Origin of the sequence: Aliiroseovarius crassostreae, assembly GCF_001307765.1 — a bacterium.
In the GTDB taxonomy this organism is placed as follows: Bacteria; Pseudomonadota; Alphaproteobacteria; order Rhodobacterales; family Rhodobacteraceae; genus Aliiroseovarius; species Aliiroseovarius crassostreae.
Window position 1 is genome coordinate 156488 of record NZ_LKBA01000001.1, and the last position, 17532, is coordinate 174019.

A 17532-nucleotide genomic window follows, 5' to 3' on the forward strand; every position below is an offset into this window, starting at 1 on the left:
AGCCGGAACGCTTTCCCGTCGTCAGGTCCGGTTCGACTGAAGTGTCATGTCTGTCGGCGCGCCCACGGCTCGCTTCTGGGGCCATCTTTCCCTTCATACCGCCAGCAACCTCGGCAGCGGGGCAAGGTTGTTGGCGGCCATGGTCAGGATGAAGCGGGACCGGATGCGTTCGACGCCCCGATACATGGTCTGCGCCATGCCGCCGACGGTTTTGGCCCATCCGAACGGCTCTTCGATCTTCTTTCGGTGCTGCTGGGATAGAGCGTAGCCCTCGTGCCGGGTGGTTCGGCCATCGATTGCTGAAAATCTCGTTTTCTGGGCGACATGGGGCGTGACGCAGGCTTGGCGCAGGTCGGACACGAACCCGGCCGCGTCATATCCCTTGTCGGCACCCAGCGTCAGCTGCCGCGTCGATCCGGGGGAATGTCGATGGATCATGTCCAGTGCCGCCTTGCGCTCGGCATGACCGTCCATTGCCCGGCAGGCGATTGCGCAGCAATCTGCCGAGAGGGGCCTGGGTCAGATCACCCTGCACGACCAGCCCGTTGCGGTTCTCCATCAGAGTATGCCCCATGAAGCACAGCATGGCACCCGTGCCGGGGGATTTCTTGTAAAGGCGCGCATCCGGATCGGTGGTCGAGGCATGCGTCGCGTTCGAGCGCTTCTCGCCCTTGAAGTCGACCTCGGCATTGCGGTGGTGGCGTTTGTTGCGGGGCATCGGGTCTGTCTCGGCTGGGGTCTCGGAAGGCGCGGTCTCAAGGGGGCCAACAGGCGCGGGCGGATCATCGGGTCCTTCATCGTCAGGCGGAGCGGCTTCAGCCTTGGGCTGGAAACTTTTCATCGATGCCCAAGCCTTGATGAGCGTTCCATCGACCGAGAAATGTTCGTCCGACAGCAGCGGCGCGACCTCGCGGTGCGCCAGGATCGCCGCCATTACCTTGCGCGACATTTCCGTGGTCAGAAGCCGGTCGCGGTTCTTGGTGAATACCGTGGGGACCCATACCGGATCGTCGATCCCGAGGCCCACAAACCAGCGAAACATCAGGTTGTAATCCATCTGTTCCATCAACTGCCGTTCGGAGCGGATCGAGAACAGGATCTGGAGCAAGCTCGCCCGGATCAGCCGTTCCGGCGGGATCGAGGGGCGGCCGAAATCCGTGTAAAGCACTTCGAATTCGCCATCGAGGCTGGCAAGCGCGTCATTCACCACCTGCCGGATCTTGCGCAGCGGGTGTCGCGGCGGGATGCGCTCCTCAAGATCGACATAGCTGAACAGCGACCCGCTCGTCTCGTCCGTTCCGCGCATCATCCCCCCCCCCCGCCGTAACCATCCCGGATGGTGAATCATGTTCTCAAACCGCTGTCGAGGCAGGACTATTTCAGCAGCCTGTTAGAAACCTCGGGGTCTGGGGCAGCGCCCCAGCCATGCCCCGAAGATGGCGTAAGACCCTGCTGACCATGCGTCACCTATCTTGCCCTTGCCCCCCTTATTTGCTTGAGTGAGCGGACCTATCAGGAGGTCCCCATGTTCCAACCCGTCATCACCGGCACCGGTGTCTTCACCCCCAGCGACATCATCACCAATGAAGAATTGGTTGTGGCCTTCAACGCCTATGCCGACCGGGTCAATGCGGAAAACGCCGATGCGATTGCGGCGGGCGACGCAGAACCAATTGGGCATTCCAGCGAAGACTTCATCGTCAATGCGTCAGGTATTTATCAGCGCTATGTGATGGATAAATCCGGTGTGCTCGACCCGATGGAGATGTGCCCGAAACTGCGTAAACGGGCGGATGATGAACTGGGTATTATGGCCGAAATGGCGGTGGAGGCCTGTGGCCTGGCACTGCTCAAGGCCGGGGTCCTCGCCGATGAGATTGACCTGGTGATCTGTGCGGCCTCAAACCACGAACGCGCCTATCCGGCGATTGCGATTGAGATCCAGCAGGCACTGGGGGCGCAGGGCTTTGCATTTGACATGAACGTCGCCTGTTCCTCGGCCACGTTCGGCATTCAGGCGGCGGCAGACATGATCCGCTCGGGGTCTGTGCGCCGTGCGCTGGTGGTCAACCCCGAGATCTGTTCGGCCCATCTGGAATGGCGCGACCGGGATTGCCATTTCATCTTCGGCGATGTCTGCACGGCGACCGTTCTGGAACGGAAAGAGGACGCAAAAGGCGCGCATTTCGAGATCCTCGGCACCAAATGCCTGACGCAGTTTTCCAACAATATCCGCAACAATAACGGCTTCCTGCGCCGCACCCGCGAAGAGGGCGGCGCGCTGCCTGACCGCCGTGACATGCAGTTCATGCAAAACGGCCGCAAAGTGTTCAAAGAAGTGCTGCCGATTGTGTCGAAACACATCCTTGGCCACATGGACGAACTGGGCATCGGGCAGGATGATCTGAAACGGATCTGGCTGCATCAGGCCAACAAGACGATGAATGATTTCATCGGGAAAAAGGTGCTGGGCCGCGTGCCGGAAGAGGGCGAACAGCCCAACATCCTGCAAGACTACGCCAACACCTCCTCAGCAGGGTCGATCATTGCGTTCTCAAAATACTCCGACGATCTGGCAGCAGGGGATACCGGCGTGATCTGTTCGTTTGGGGCCGGCTATTCTGTGGGGTCGGTTGTGGTGCGACGGGGGTAAAGGGGCGCTGCCCCTCGGCTAGCGCCTCACCCCGAGGTATTTTCGGCAAGAAAAAGGGCGCAGAGAAACCTCCGCGCCCTTTGCTGTTTCAGAGGGTGAGGTTTATCCGTTGAACCAGCCCGACACGGCTTTCACTTCGAGGAAATCCTCGATGCCCAATTCGCCGCCTTCACGGCCGATGCCGGATTGTTTGTAACCCCCAAAGGGCGAGCCTGCGGCGCGCGAGGTGCCGTTGGCTTCAACCATGCCAGAGCGCATCTGGCGGATCACGCGGTTCAGACGCTCGCCGTTTTGGGTCTGCACATAGTTTGTCAGGCCATAGACCGTGTCATTGGCGATCTCGATCGCCTCTTCCTCGGTGTCAAACGGGATCATGGTCAGGACCGGGCCAAAGATTTCCTCGCGCGCGATGGTCATCTGGTTGTTGGCGTCGGCAAAGACGGTGGGTTTCACAAAATAGCCTTTGTTCAGACCTTCCGGGCGGCCAAGGCCACCGGCGACAAGGCGCGCGCCTTCGTCGATACCTTTCTGGATCAGGTCCTGGATCTTGCCCCATTGCAGCTCGCTCACCACCGGGCCAATGTGGCGACCTTCTTTATGCGCCACGTCCACGGCGGTCTTCTCGGCAGTTTCGCGTGCAATCTCAACAGCTTGGTCATAGATCCCGCGCTGCACCAGCATCCGCGAGGGGGCGTTACAGCTTTGCCCGGTGTTCTGCATCATGTGACGCACTCCGCGCACCACGGCCTTGTCATCAGCGTCATCAAAGATGATATTGGCACCCTTGCCGCCCAGTTCCAGCGCCACGCGTTTGATCGTGTCGGCGGCGGATTTGGAAATCGCGATGCCCGCGCGGGTGGAGCCCGTGAAGCTGACCATGTCCACATCCGGGTGCGAGGTGAGCTGTGACCCAACCCCCATCCCGTCACCATTGACCATGTTGTAGACGCCAGCGGGAACCCCGGCTTCGTCCATGATCTCGGTCCAGACAATCGACGAGAGCGGCGCCACTTCGGACGGTTTCAACACCATGGTGCAGCCCGCGGCAAGCGCGGCCACCACTTTCAGCGCCACCTGGTTCATCGGCCAGTTCCATGGCGTGATCAGCGCGGTCACGCCAACCGGTTCATAGAGCAGCCGGTCATTCGGGGCGTGATCCCCCAGCATCCGATCAAATTCGAACTCTTTGAAAGCCTCGATGAAATTTGCAATATGCCAGCTGCCGGCCCCCACCTGAGAACTGCGCGACAGGTCAAGAGGGGCTCCCATTTCCAGGGTCATCGCCTGTGCCAGATCCTCGGCCCGGGCGGCATAGATCTGATGGATCTTTTCGATCAAGGCCAGCCGCTCCTCTTTTGAGGTCACGCTCCAGCTTTTGAAGGCGTCTTTGGCGGCGGCCACGGCGGCGTCTGTGTCAGCCTGATCACCGAGCGAGATCACCGCGCAGACCTCTTCGGTCGACGGGTCGATCACCTCGCAATCATGTGCCTTGGCCGGGGCGACCCATTGGCCGTTGATGTAAAAGTCGCGTTTCTCGATCATATTCCTGACTCCCTGGACGGATTTGGTGGCACTCTTGCATTCAAAAAATCTGGGCGCAAGCCCTGCAGGTCTTGCCTTGAATTAATTTGATCAAATTTTTGAGGAAATGGCAACAGCGAAGAAAAGGCGGGGAGATCAGGTGTTGTAAGGACCGGGAATGATCACGGTTGAAACCAAAGAATGAGGCGGTGTTCAGCGCGTTGAGAAAATGCAGGGATGCTCGGTTTGCCAAACGCAATGTTCCCTCCTGAAAGGCGGATCATCGCGCACAGCCAGAGAGATGCCAAAGCCGCGAACCCTCTGTCTGAAAGGGATATTTCAGCGGGATGGGCGGGGCGCCTGACGCGCCCCGCGGTTTTTTTATTTCAAGGCAGATTTGGCCGCGTTGATTGCTGCCGACAGCACATTGCGGTCCCCGACATGGTTGGCCAGGACCAGAACAATCCGCGCATTCAGCGCGTCGCTATCCTCTTTCGACAGCCCTTCATGAGCGGTCAGAAGCTCGGCATAAAAATCGTCTGCGCCGTCGATATTCGGGGTCAGGATCAGTTGATTCTCGGTCATGTCACTTACTCCTTGCCAGTGGCGCGGCGAATGGCGGCGCGGAACAGATTGTCGTCATAGCTGGGGCGACGGGCGGCCACGTGTTGGTCCGGACGGATCAGGTAGACGCCGCTGGGCGCATCGCCCAGATAGCGGGCTTTGAGGGCCCCGGATTTGTCATCCCTGACCGACAGGGCCAGCCGGGTGACTTCAATCCCGTCTTCCTCGATCACATCCGGCGCATCTGCGTCGATGGTCAGCAGGGTGAACTTGCCACCCAGTTTCGGCAGCAAAAAAGCCTCCCCCAGCGGCACATCCGGGCAAGGAGAGCCGGGGCGGGTGCGCTCCGGGCCATCCAGCGCATCGGACGAGTTCAGCGGCGAGCCATCATAGGTGCAGGGCACCGAGAGGCGCCCGGAATTGACCAGCGGACGGGCAAATTCAAACTGTTCCGACAGGTCCAGCACCGCATCCCGCAGAATGCGGCTCATCTCGGATTTCGGTGTGATGAAATCGGTGGAGCGGGAGGAATTCAGGATGTTCTCATCCGCCCCATGCACCCGTTCCATGTCATAGCTGTCAAGCAGGCTTTCGGGGGCTTTGCCCTCCATCACCAGTTTCAGTTTCCAGCCCAGGTTGTCAGTGTCCTGCAGGCCGGAATTTGCCCCGCGCGCACCAAAGGGCGAGACCTGGTGGGCGGCGTCCCCGGCAAACAGCACGCGGCCGTGGCGGAATTTTTCCATCCGGCGGCATTGGAACGTGTAGATCGACACCCATTCCAGCTCAAACTTCACATCCTCGCCCAGCATCGCCTTGAGGCGCGGGATGACGTTTTCCGGTTTCTTCTCTTCTTCCTTGTCGATGTCCCAGCCCAGTTGCAGGTCAATGCGCCAGACATTGTCGGGCTGTTTGTGCAGAAGGGCGGATTGACCTCGGTTGAAGGGCGGGTCGAACCAGAACCAGCGTTCGGTCGGGAACCCGGCTTCCATGATCACATCGGCAATCAGGAAGTTGTCTTCAAAGACGCGGCCCACAAAGTCGAGCCCCAGCATCTTGCGCGCAGGCGATCCGGCCCCGTCACAGGGCACCAGCCATTCCGCTTCGAGGTTATACGGCCCGTCCGGCGTGTCGATTTCCAGCGTGACATGATCGTCATGCGTGCCGATCGCGGTGACCTTGTTGTTGCCGCGAATTTCGATTGGCGCGCCGGCGGCTTCCAGCTCGCGCACGCGGTTTACCAGATATTCTTCGAAGTAATATTGCTGCAGGTTGATGAAGGCCGGGCGTTCGTGGCCTTCTTCCGGCAACAGGTTGAACTGATACACCTCGCGGTCGTCAAAAAACACCTTGCCGATGTTCCATTCGACGCCCTTGTCGACCATCGGCTGGCCACATCCCAGACGGTCGAGGATTTCCAGCGGACGCTTGGCGTAGCACACCGCGCGCGACCCGAAAGAGACCTTGTCATTGTCATCAAGGATCACCACCTCGATGCCTTCCTGGGCCATTTCGATGCCCATGGCGAGGCCGATGGGGCCGGCGCCGATCACCACGACCTTGCGGCGCACCTGCGTGTCGGCGTCCTGATCGGGGCTCCGCTTATAGGCATAAAGCGGGGTTTCAAAGATTTTTGTCATGTCGTTCCTCCTCCGACAAGAGACCGGCCAGGAGCGCTGGTGCGGCCATGGGTTCGGCGCGTTTCTTGCGGACCAGCGCCCCCTCCCGGGCGCGGGTCCATGTTGTGATGTCGGGTGCCTCCGGCGGGGATATTTTCAACCAGAAAATAAGGGGCCGGGGCGGCCGATCAGCCCTGCAGCGCCTCCCACATTTCCAGATCGCGCTGGGCGGTCCAGATGCGGGGGGTGTCGATGCCGCGGGCCTCGTCATAGGCGCGGGCGACGTTGAAGGGCAGGCAGTGTTCGTAGATCGCGTAGTCGGCGAATTTCGGGTCACATTCGGCGCGCACCGCATCCCAGGCTTCTTTGAGCGTGCCATTGCGCGCGGCAACCTTGGCGGCGGGGCGGTAGGTGCTTTCGACGAAATCGCGGGTGTTCTCAATCGCGGCGTTGACCATGTCTTTGCCGACGAGGGCATCCCCCCGACCCGGCGCAATCGCGTCCACGTCGAAGGCGGCGATATTATCGAGCGTGTCGCCCCAATCGCTGAAATGCCCGTCCCCGCAATAGCAGGCCGAGTGGTATTCGACGATGTCGCCGGTGAACATCACGTTTTCATCCGGCACATGGATCACGATGTCACCCGCCGTGTGGGCGCGGCCCAGATGCATCAGGTCAATGCGGCGGTTGCCGAGATAGACGGTCATGTCGTCCGAGAAGGTGGTGGTGGGCCAGGTCAGGCCGGGAATGCTCTCATGCCCTTCAAACAGGCGCGGGAAGCGTTGAAACTCGCTGTCCCAGTCTTCCTGACCGCGTTCCACGACCATCGCGCGGGCCGTGTCGCCCATGATGATCTGATCGGCGCCAAAGGCCGATGCGCCCAGCACGCGAACGGCGTGATAGTGGGTCAGCACCACGTGGGAGATCGGCTTGTCCGTCACCGAACGCACGCATTCGATCACCTTGTTTGCAAGGCGCGGTGTGGCCTGCGCCTCAACGATCATCACGCTGTCATCGCCGATGATCACGCCGGAGTTCGGGTCGCCTTCGGCGGTGAAGGCATAGATGTCGCGCCCCACCTCTTCAAAGGTGATCTTCTTCTCAGTCATGTCCCCTTGGGACGCAAAAGCTTTTGCCATGGTTGGGTTTTCCTTCCTAGACGCAGACAGAATAACGTGATTCTGTTCCTGCATGTTTGATCGACGTCATATGCCCTACTGGGCCGTTTTCTTTGTGTTTGTCGCCACATTGGCGGCGCTTCTGTGGATGGGGCGCAATTTGTATTGCCCCTGCGGGTATGTGCTGTTGTGGTATTCCGGCGATGACAGCGGGCAGGGCTCGCAGCATTTTTTGGACTGGTACGCGCCCAGCCACCTGATCCACGGCTTTCTGTTTTACGGCCTGACCTTCCTGACCATGCGCCGCTTTGCGCTGGGCTGGCGGCTGTTGGTGGCAACCCTGATCGAAGGCGCGTGGGAGGTGGCCGAGAACACCGAGGCGGTGATCAACCGATATCGCGAGTTCACCGTGTCCGGCGAGTATTGGGGCGATGCGGTGATCAACTCGGGCGCGGATATGTTGGTGATGTTTCTTGGCTTCTGGCTGGCGCTGCGCCTGCCGATTTGGGCCTCGGTTGCCATTATAGTCGGCTTCGAGCTGCTGACCACCTGGCTTATTCGCGATGGGTTGGCGCTCAATATCATCATGCTTTTGATGCCCTCCGAGGCAATCCTCGAATGGCAATCGGCCGCAGGATGATCTGAGCGCCAGCGCCATTATTTCGGCCAGCTTTTCGCGGGCAGGATCTGGCCTGTGCAATCGCCAAAGCCGATCTGGAACCCGTCACCTTTCGCGGCGCCGCGCAGGGTGAGCGTATCGCCGTCCTCGATGAAGGTGCGGGTCTCGCCGGTATCGAGCGTGAAGGGTTCGCGCCCGGCCCAGCTCATTTCCATCAATGATCCGTATTCGGTTTTGGTCGGACCAGAGATGGTGCCGGAGCCCAGCAGGTCACCCACATTCATCCCGCAGCCACCGATAGCGTGGTGGCAAAGCTGTTCGGCCGCCGAATAATACATGCGGGTATAGTTGGTTTCGCCCACGACGCTCACTTTCTCCGCACCTTCGGGCTGCATCAGAACCTGAAGCTCAATGTCGTAAAGACCGTCTTTTGATCCATCGAGATAGGGCAGCAGTTCCTTTTCACGTTCGGGCGTGGGCGCGCGGAACTCTTCCAATGCGCTCGCGGTCACAATCCACGGGCTGATCGAGGTGCCGAAGGCTTTGCCCTGGAACGGCCCAAGCGGTTGGTATTCCCAGCCTTGGATGTCGCGGGCGGACCAGTCGTTCAGCAGCACATAGCCAAAGATCATGTCATCGGCTTCATCCACGGTGATCGGCTGGCCAAACGCAGAGGGTTTGCCGACGATGGCACCCATTTCCAGCTCGATATCCAGACGCATTGACGGACCAAAGCTGGGCATTTCCGCGTCGGGCGCTTTGCGCTGGCCGTTGGGGCGGTGGATCGGCGTGCCGGACACCACAACCGAGGAGGCGCGGCCATTATAACCGATCGGGATATGCAACCAGTTGGCCGGAAGATCGGGTGAGCCCCGCAGGATCGCGCCCATGTTCGCAGCGTGCTGACGCCCGGCATAGAAATCGGTGTATTCCGAGACAAGGAACGGCATGTGCAGCTCGGCATCCGCTTGCGCCACGAGGAAAGGCTCCACCGCGCCACGTTCACCAGAGTGTTCCCCGAGCAGCTGTTCCAGACGCGCGCGCAACGCAGCCCAGGCATCAGACCCCAGTTCCATCAGCTCGTTCCAGAACGGCACGTCAAAGACGGGATCATCGCTGATTTCGATCAGCCCGGCCTCTTCGGCCCCGGCCATATCGAGGATCATGTCCCCGATCGCCACCCCACAGCGTGGTGCGCTGTCAGCGGTCGAGAACACGCCGTAAGGCAGGTTGTTCAGGGGAAAGGGCGTCTCGGCGGAGTTGGCGCTGTCCACCCAGGATTTTTTCAGTTGGCTCATGATGTCCTCATTCAGCGTCTGGTTGGGCCTCTGGCCGGGCCTTGGCAAAGGCGGGCAGAGCCAGACAGGTTTCTTCAATTTCGGTCAGGCGGGCAAAAGGTGCCATGTCGACGCCCCAGCGATGCCCATTATAAAGTTGCGACACAAGGCAGATATCCGCGAGCGTCGGCCGGTCGCCAAAGGCAAATTTCGCGCCTTTGGGCAGTGTCGCCTGAAAAGCGGTCAGGCCTTCGGTCATCCAGTGCACCATCCAGTCAACACTGTCGGCCTTGCTGTGCCCCATCTTGTCCAGATGCTGCACCACGCGCAGGTTGTTCACCGGATGGATGTCGAGCGCGATTATATGGGCGCTCGCCATGACACGGGCGCGCTCAACTGGATCGCCGGGCAGAAGCGCCGGGTCAGGATAGGCATGATCCAGATAGTCGAGGATCGCCAGCGATTGGGTCAGCACCGTGCCGTCTGCCAATTCTAATACCGGAACGCCTTTGCCAGGGTTCATCGCCTGAAACTCCGCGCTGCGCTGCTCACCCTTCACAAGGTTCACCGGGTGGCTTTCATAGGCCACAGCTTTCAGGTTCAATGCAATCCGCACCCGGTAAGAGGTGGTCGACCGCCAGTAGGTGTAGAGCTTCAACCCCATCACGTCTCTCCCCTTATTTCTCACCCGATGTGCCGTCGAATTTCTTCTCAAGGCTGTCCCAGCAGTCGATATAATCGTCCTGCAACGGGGCCTCTTTGGCGGCAAATTCGGTCAGGTGTTGCGGGAAGCGGGTTTCGAACATGAACGACATGGTGTTGTCGAGCTTTTCGGGTTTCAGATCCGCATTGGACGCGCCTTCAAACGCATCCCGATCCGGCCCGTGCGGCAGCATCATGTTGTGAAGGCTGATCCCGCCCGGCACAAAGCCCTGCGGTTTGGCGTCATACTGGCCGTAAATATTGCCCATCAGCTCGGACATGATGTTCTTGTGATACCAGGGCGGACGGAAGGTGTTTTCGGCCACCATCCAGCGTTCACGGAACAGGACAAAGTCGATATTGGCGGTGCCCGGGTGGCCTGACGGGGCGGTCAGGACCGTAAAGATCGACGGATCCGGGTGGTCAAACAGGATCGCCCCAACCGGGCAATAGGTGCGCAGGTCGTATTTGTAAGGGGCATAGTTGCCATGCCACGCCACCACGTCCAGCGGCGATTGGCCGATCTCGGTCCTGTGGAACTGGCCACACCATTTTACGGTGATGGTGGACGGCACCTCACGGTCTTCAAATGCCGCCACCGGCGCCTTGAAATCACGCGGATTGGCCATGCAGTTTGCCCCGATAGGCCCGCGTCCCGGCAGTTCAAACTTCTGACCATAGTTCTCGCAGACAAAGCCGCGCGCTGGCCCCTCGACCAGTTCCACCCGATAGACCAGCCCGCGTGGAATGATCCCGATCTCTTTCGGTTCCAGATCAATCACGCCAAGTTCGGTGTAAAAGCGCAGGCGGCCTTCCTGCGGAACCACCAGCAACTCGCTGTCGGCCGAGAAGAAGTAATCATCCACCATCGATTCGGTGACCAGATAGATATGCGAGGCCATGCCAACCTGCGTGTTCACATCCCCTGCCGTGGTCATGGTGCGCATGCCGGTGATCCAGTTCAGCCCCTCTGTCGCCTCAACCGGGTTCCAGCGATATTGGCCCAGTGAGATCACATCCGGGTCAATGCAGGGGGCGGATTTCCAATATGGCATGTCCACTTTGGTATAGCGGGCAGAATGCTTCACCGACGGGCGGATCCGGTAACACCACGTGCGTTCCGGCGGGTTGGCGGTAAAGGCTGTGCCCGAAAGCTGCTCGCCATAAAGACCGTAATTGCATTTCTGCGGAGAGTTCATGCCCTGCGGCAACGCGCCGGGCAGGGCCTCCGTTTCAAAGTCATTGGCCCAGCCGGGCATGTATTCGACATTGGTGCCGGTATTCGACACTGCGCGCTGCATGTCACGCTGGCCATTGTGATTGGTCATTCCGTTTCCCTGTTGCTGCCGGTCGTCGCGAACCGGTCGATCCTTTCGCTCGTTAATTAATATTGTTGCAAATGCAATGATGTCAAGAAAAACACCCCGTCACAAAATGCTGGACCAGACCGTCGCCCGGCAGCGACCGGAAAATCCCGACAATTTGACAGGTTAAGCGGGGATAAACACCTCTTTGCTATTCCTGTTTTCGGGTAAAAAATGAGGTGGTGGTATGAGCGCAAATGGACAAGCGCCAATAATCATCAAGAAGGTGAAGAAGGGCGGTGGTGATGGACACCACGGCGGCGCATGGAAAGTGGCTTATGCCGACTTCGTGACCGCGATGATGGCCTTCTTTCTCTTGATGTGGCTGTTGAATGCAACAACGGAAAAACAACGCAAGGGGATCGCGGATTATTTCAGCCCGACCATCCCGATCAATCGGGTGTCTGGCGGCGGTTCCGGCTCTTTCGGGGGGGATTCGATCTTTTCCGAGGAAACGCTGGCCCAATCCGGTAATGGGGGGCTACCGCGCAACCCAACCGAGAAACGGGCGGGAGAGAGTTCCGGCAGGAGTGAGGTGGATGATTCGGTCCACGACAGCAAAGAAATCGAAAAGATCGAGGAACTTCTCAGCGGGAAATCCGGTGAAAGCATGGTCAGTGAGGCAACCCGGCGTCATATCCTGACCCGCGTGACAGATGAGGGCCTGCTGATTGAGCTGTTTGATATCGAAGGCGACCCCCTGTTTGAGCCAGGAACCGGCACGCCGACCCCGGTGATGCAGGAGTTGGCAGGGGTGATGGCGCGGATCTTCAGGCTGGTGGAAAACGAGATTGCCATTGGGGGACATGTTCGTGCGCAACCCGTTGTTGTTGCTAAAAATACGGCCTGGGACCTGTCCGGGGATCGAGCCACGGCCATGCGCGAATTGCTCGAGGCGCAGCAGGTGGAAACTGGAAGGGTCCAACGCGTGACCGGCTATGCCGATCGCAAGCCGGCAGCGCGCAACCCGATGGCCCTGCGCAACAATCGGGTGGAACTGACATTGCTGCGGAAGAAAACTCCCTGAGGGTGGCCGGTGCTGCGCAGCAATTAAATTCGGATTGTAGCTGTTAGGCCGCTGTTAAGGGGTCGGGCGCTATGGTCCGGGTTGACTTACCTGATGCAGCAGAAAGGCGCACCATGACTATTTCTTCCTCGCTGAGTGCCGGGGTTGCCGGTTTGAGTTCAAACGCGACCCGTCTGGCGACGATTTCCGACAATATCGCCAACTCCTCGACCTTCGGGTACAAGCGGGCGACCGCGGATTTCCAAAGTATGGTGATCGGCGGAACCGCCGGGGCCGGGACTTATTCGGCGGGCGGTGTCCGCGTGTCGACCCAGCGGTTGATTGATGAAACTGGTCCGTTGATTTCGACATCAAACCCCCTCGACATCGCCATTGGTGGCAGCGGCATGTTGCCCGTGACACAGGAAGTGTTTTTGGGAAGCGGGACTGGGGATCGTCCGATGATGATGACCACGACCGGTTCGTTCAGGACTGACAGTGAAGGCGTGTTGAAAACGGAAACCGGTCTGGTGCTGCTGGGATGGCCAGCAGATGCAGACGGAAATGTCGGGACTTTCCCACGCGATTCCGGAGCCGGGCTTGAACCAGTTGTGATCAATACCAACCAGACTGCCGGTGACCCGACAACCCGCCTGAAACTCGGGGTCAACCTCCCGGCGGTGGATACCGAAGTAGGTGCAGCAGGCGATACGCTGCCCTTGTCCGTTGAATATTTCGGCAACCTCGGGACCTCCGAAACATTGGACTTCTCTTTCACGCCGGTTGTGCCCGCCTCGGGAACCGCGCCATCCAATCAATGGACCATGGTGATCCGGGACAGCGCCGGCGGCAATAACGTCATTGGGGAATACACGCTGACATTTGATGACAGCCGTGCTGACGGGGGGACTTTGAACTCGGTTGCGGTGGTGTCCGGCGGTGCCTATGACGCTGCAACAGGGGAACTTGCCCTGACCGTTGATGGTGGCCCGCTGTCGCTTACGATCGGAAAAATCGGTGACCCGAACGGGCTCACACAGCTTTCGGACAGCTTTGCGCCCACCTCCATTTCCAAAGACGGATCCCCCGTCGGAAATCTGACCGGGGTCGAGATTGATGAACATGGGTTCCTGAAAGCCACGTATGACACGGGCTTCACCCGGACAATCTATCAGGTGCCACTGGTGGATGTACCAAACCCAAATGGTCTGAAATCCCTGTCCAACCAAGCTTATCAGGCGTCCCCCGAGTCCGGTTCCTTCTTCATGTGGGATGCAGGTGACGGCCCGACAGGTGAAGTGATTGGTTTTGCGCGCGAAGGGTCCACCACGGATGTGGCAGGTGAACTGACTTCACTGATCCAGACCCAGCGTGCCTATAGTTCCAATGCCAAAGTCATTCAGACAGTTGATGAAATGTTGCAGGAGACCACCAATATCAAACGGTAACTTCCGGGGTGGTCATCGGAGGTTGAGATATGAGTATCACAAGCACCATGCACAACGCTCTTTCAGGGCTAAGTGCGCAATCTCGGGCGGCAAGCCTTGTGTCGTCCAATGTGGCCAATGCCATGACCGAGGGATACGCCCCTCGGTCATTGGAGCTTTCTTCGCGAACACTCGCTGGAGCCGGAGCCGGTGTGTTCGTCGAGGGGGTGACGCGACATACCGACGAAGTGCTTTTGGGGGATCGCCGGCTGACCGATGCGGCCGTAGGGTACGACAGTACGACTTCTGCATTCCTCAAGTCATTGGAAATGGCATTGGGAACGCCGGATGACCCCGGTTCGCTTTCCGGTCGCATAGCGAAACTTGATGCGGCACTGGTGGAAGCAGCCGCGCAGCCTGGCAGTGAGGCGCGCTTGTCCGCGGTGGTGGATGCGGCAAACAACGTGGCAACGAATCTCAACAATGTTTCCGACAAGGTGCAGGAGCAACGTTTGGAGGCTGACCAGAATATCGCGCTGCAGGTTGAGAAGTTGAATACGGGCCTCAAACAGGTCGAAACCTTGAATGCCAAGATCCAACAGGCGCGTACTCAAGGTGTCGATCCTTCGGGCCTTATGGATATACGCCAGAAAACCATTGACGAAATGTCGTCAATCCTGCCGCTAAAACAACTGCCAAGAGAGAATGGAAAAGTGGCGCTGGTAACCACCGGCGGTGCCATTGTTCTGGAAGGGAAAGCGGCTCAGTTTGAATTCTCGACCGTCAATTTGATTGTTCCCGAAATGACCCAGGCAAGCGGAGCATTGTCTGGTCTGACAATGAATGGTCAACCCCTGCGCACAAGCGGTGATCGAAGCCCGATCGCCGGCGGGTCGCTGGCGGCGGAGTTTGAGGTCAGGGATGAGCTCGCCGTGGATGCCCAGCAACGACTGGATGGTTTTGCCCGCGATCTGATGGAAAGGTTCGAGGATCCAGCGGTGGATGCTACGCGGGCCGTGGGGGATCCAGGATTGTTCACTGACAATGGAAATGCCCTTGATCTCGCAACGGAACTTGGCCTGTCAGCACGTATTTCCCTACACGCGGCTGTTGACCCCACACAAGGGGGGGCTGTGTGGCGCATTCGTGATGGGTTGGGGGCAGTAGCACAGGGAGAGGCTGGAAATGCCACTCTCATCAACGAACTTGCTGATGCTATGGGCCGGGCAAAGGCACCAACCTCGGGTGGTTTCCTGGGCGCGGCGCGATCATCGGCGGGCTTGGCGGCAGATATGCTGTCCATCGTTGGGGCCGATTTGAAAGAGGCGGAAGCACAATACAGTTTCTCGTCGGCACAAAACAGTTCCCTCAAGCAAATGGAGTTGAGCAAGGGGGTGGATACGGATGCAGAAATGCAAAAACTCATGATGATTGAGCAAGCCTATGCCGCCAATGCGCGGGTGATCACCGCGGCGGATGAGATGATCCAGGCATTGCTGAGTATCTAACGAGGAGGCACCGAAATGTTTACGACCTTTGGTGATTTGGCCACCGCGTTCCACTCTCGCTCACAGGGGGCGAAGCTCCGGGCAGAGATGAGCCGTCTGGGTGTAGAGCTGACAACGGGTCTGAAGACAGACATAAGCCGTGCCGTGTCTGGTGATTTTGGCCCGATTGCAGGAATAGAGCACGATCTGCAAACCCTGCTGGCATATAAAACCGCTACGGACGAAGCGGCTATCTTGGCGAACACGACCCAGATCGCGCTCGAAACCATTCAAAGCCAGGGTGAAGACCTGGTGAGCGGAATGCTGACGGCGACGAGCTCGAAAAATGTTACCATGGTGCAAACAACGGCAATGGATGCAAAGCAGAAATTTAACTCTGCCGTTTCGCAGCTGAATACCGATGTCATGGGGCGCTCCCTGTTTGCTGGTGCCGCAACGGATAAGGCCCCGTTGGTCAGTGGCGAAGAGATGCTCGAAGCAATTATGGTTGCAATTGCAAGTGACACCAATGCGGCCGACATCTCTGCTAGTATTGATGCCTGGTTTGATGATCCCGCTGGGGGATTCGCTACCATGGCCTATCTCGGCTCTGACAATCCGATGGGGCCAATTCGGTTGGGGAATGGTGAGGTCGCTGATCTGACAATTCGCGCTAATGACCAGTCTATCAAGGACGTTTTGAAAGCAACTGTCAAAAGTGCAGTGATGGCTGAGGGGGCGCTGAATGGCAGTGTCGAGCAGCAGATTGAGTTGACGAAGATTGCGGCGCAGGATCTTTTGAGCGCAAATGACGGGCTTGTGCTTGCACGTGCGGGGATCGGTGCTGTTGAAGCGCGCGTGGATGCTGCCCAAACCCGAAATGAGGCTGAGAAGTCAGCCCTTGAAATTACACGCTCAAATCTCATTTCGGCAGATCCCTACGATACTGCGACAGAGCTTCAGGCGGCCTATTCCCAACTGGAAAGCCTCTACACTGTTACGGCGCGTATGTCGAAACTGAATTTCACGGATTTCATGCGATGAAACAGATACTTGCAGCTATTTTTCTCCTCCTCGTCTCAGCCATGTCGATGCAGGCTAATACGATCCGAATTAAGGATCTTGTTGAATTTGATGGCGTTCGCGGAAATGACCTGATCGGCTATGGGCTGGTTGTCGGGTTGAATGGAACGGGGGATGGCATTCGAAATGCTCCGTTTACCGAAGACATCATGTCCAATATTTTGGAACGCCTCGGTGTGAACATTACGGGTGAGCAGTTTCGGCCCAAGAATGTTGCAGCAGTGTTTGTCACAGCCGCATTGCCGCCATTTGCACGGGCAGGATCAAAGATTGACGTGACGGTTTCGGCAATTGGGGATGCTAAAAGCTTACTGGGGGGGACACTGATTATGACCCCCCTGAATGCGGCAGATGGGGAAATTTATGCGGTCAGCCAGGGAACGGTGATTGCAGGTGGTGCCTCGGCTGAGGGGGATGGTGCGAAAGTGGTTCAAGGTGTTCCCACCAGTGGCGTTATTCCAGCCGGTGCGCGGGTCGAACGTGAACTGGATTTTGATTTTACCAAACTTAAATCTATCCGCCTCGCTTTGCGTACTCCAGATTTCACAACAGCCGAGCGGATTGAGAATGTGATCAACCAAAAGTATGGACGGGTGGTTTCCAGAATGCTTGATGGTGGCACTGTGATTGTAGACATCAGCAAAACGCGCGCGTTGTCGCCTGCTCACGCGCTGGGCGACATTGAAAACCTCAGGGTCGAGCCAGAGCGCAAGGCCCGTGTTGTGGTGGACCAGCGGTCTGGTACGATTGTGATGGGGGAAGACGTGCGGATCAGCAGAGTTGCGGTGTCACAGGGCAACCTCACGCTGCGTATTCAAGAGACGCCTTTGGTTGTGCAGCCGAACCCATTTACTGATGGGCAGGCCATTGTTGTACCTCGGACAGATGCAAATATTGTGGAGGAGCCCGGTGTTGGCCTTGCGGAAGTGGATGGGGGGACATCTCTGTCAGAAGTTATCGCTGGGCTTAACGCATTGGGCGTTTCCCCAAGGGATATGATAGATATCTTGAAAAGTATCAAAGCTGCAGGGGCTCTTCATGCAGATTTCGTGGTCCGTTGACACTACGGACCACCGGTGGGGTAATTCCCCCGAA

14 protein-coding genes and 1 pseudogene are annotated in these 17532 nt (G+C 58.4%); 7 read left to right on the forward strand and 8 right to left on the reverse strand.

The genetic code is table 11. From position 1 onward, the window contains the following. Positions 1-93 precede the first annotated feature (93 nt). Positions 94-1306, reverse strand: a pseudogene (locus AKJ29_RS00880) (IS5 family transposase). Positions 1307-1525: 219 nt separating this feature from the next. Between AKJ29_RS00880 and AKJ29_RS00885 the strand changes: the two are divergent. Next, positions 1526-2653, forward strand: a complete 1128-nt coding sequence (locus tag AKJ29_RS00885; RefSeq protein WP_055187301.1) for a beta-ketoacyl-ACP synthase III — start codon at positions 1526-1528, stop codon at positions 2651-2653. A gap of 102 nt (positions 2654-2755) precedes the next feature. On the opposite strand, the gene AKJ29_RS00890 is transcribed toward AKJ29_RS00885, so the two are convergent. The 4 genes from AKJ29_RS00890 to AKJ29_RS00905 form a co-directional block, all read right to left on the reverse strand. Then, a complete protein-coding gene (locus AKJ29_RS00890; protein ID WP_055187302.1) occupies positions 2756-4195 on the reverse strand; it encodes an aldehyde dehydrogenase family protein in 1440 nt (479 codons plus the stop codon). A gap of 360 nt (positions 4196-4555) precedes the next feature. Further along, positions 4556-4759, reverse strand: coding sequence for a DUF2783 domain-containing protein (locus AKJ29_RS00895; RefSeq protein ID WP_055187303.1), 204 nt, complete (start codon positions 4757-4759; stop codon positions 4556-4558). 5 nt (positions 4760-4764) lie between these two features. Then, the gene (locus tag AKJ29_RS00900) at positions 4765-6375 is read right to left on the reverse strand and encodes an FAD-dependent oxidoreductase (RefSeq protein WP_055187304.1); all 1611 of its coding nucleotides are present in this window, start codon (positions 6373-6375) and stop codon (positions 4765-4767) included. Positions 6376-6542: 167 nt separating this feature from the next. After that, a complete protein-coding gene (locus AKJ29_RS00905; protein WP_055187305.1) occupies positions 6543-7493 on the reverse strand; it encodes an MBL fold metallo-hydrolase in 951 nt (316 codons plus the stop codon). A gap of 52 nt (positions 7494-7545) precedes the next feature. On the opposite strand from AKJ29_RS00905, the gene AKJ29_RS00910 reads away from it, so the two are divergent. Further along, positions 7546-8112, forward strand: a complete 567-nt coding sequence (locus tag AKJ29_RS00910; protein ID WP_055187306.1) for a DUF2585 family protein — start codon at positions 7546-7548, stop codon at positions 8110-8112. Between the two features lie 17 nt (positions 8113-8129). Here the strand turns inward: AKJ29_RS00910 and fahA are convergent, their stop codons facing one another. The 3 genes from fahA to hmgA are packed head-to-tail and all read right to left on the reverse strand — an operon-like array spanning position 8130 to position 11398. Next, positions 8130-9389 (reverse strand): fumarylacetoacetase, encoded by a 1260-nt coding sequence (gene fahA, locus AKJ29_RS00915; RefSeq protein ID WP_055187307.1) that lies wholly within the window; start codon positions 9387-9389, stop codon positions 8130-8132. Positions 9390-9396: 7 nt separating this feature from the next. Beyond that, a complete protein-coding gene (gene maiA / locus AKJ29_RS00920) occupies positions 9397-10032 on the reverse strand; it encodes a maleylacetoacetate isomerase (protein WP_055187308.1) in 636 nt (211 codons plus the stop codon). Between the two features lie 13 nt (positions 10033-10045). Beyond that, complete coding sequence (hmgA, locus tag AKJ29_RS00925) at positions 10046-11398, reverse strand: homogentisate 1,2-dioxygenase (protein WP_055187309.1); 1353 nt, start codon at positions 11396-11398, stop codon at positions 10046-10048. Positions 11399-11621: 223 nt separating this feature from the next. On the opposite strand from hmgA, the gene AKJ29_RS00930 reads away from it, so the two are divergent. The 5 genes from AKJ29_RS00930 to AKJ29_RS00950 all read left to right on the forward strand — a co-directional run bounded on the left by AKJ29_RS00930 (position 11622) and on the right by AKJ29_RS00950 (position 17498). After that, on the forward strand, positions 11622-12461 hold the full coding sequence (locus tag AKJ29_RS00930; RefSeq protein ID WP_055187310.1) for an OmpA/MotB family protein: 840 nt from the start codon (positions 11622-11624) through the stop codon (positions 12459-12461). 113 nt (positions 12462-12574) lie between these two features. Further along, entirely contained in the window at positions 12575-13888 is a 1314-nt protein-coding gene (locus tag AKJ29_RS00935) for a flagellar hook protein FlgE (RefSeq protein ID WP_055187311.1), read from the forward strand. Between the two features lie 29 nt (positions 13889-13917). After that, on the forward strand, positions 13918-15375 hold the full coding sequence (gene flgK / locus AKJ29_RS00940; RefSeq protein ID WP_055187312.1) for a flagellar hook-associated protein FlgK: 1458 nt from the start codon (positions 13918-13920) through the stop codon (positions 15373-15375). 15 nt (positions 15376-15390) lie between these two features. Next, positions 15391-16398, forward strand: a complete 1008-nt coding sequence (locus AKJ29_RS00945; RefSeq protein ID WP_055187313.1) for a flagellin — start codon at positions 15391-15393, stop codon at positions 16396-16398. After that, positions 16395-17498 carry a flagellar basal body P-ring protein FlgI gene (locus AKJ29_RS00950; RefSeq protein ID WP_055187314.1) on the forward strand — a complete coding sequence of 368 codons (1104 nt, stop codon included), beginning with the start codon at positions 16395-16397 and terminating at the stop codon, positions 17496-17498. The genes AKJ29_RS00945 and AKJ29_RS00950 overlap by 4 nt, the downstream gene beginning before the upstream one ends. Positions 17499-17532: the final 34 nt, after the last annotated feature.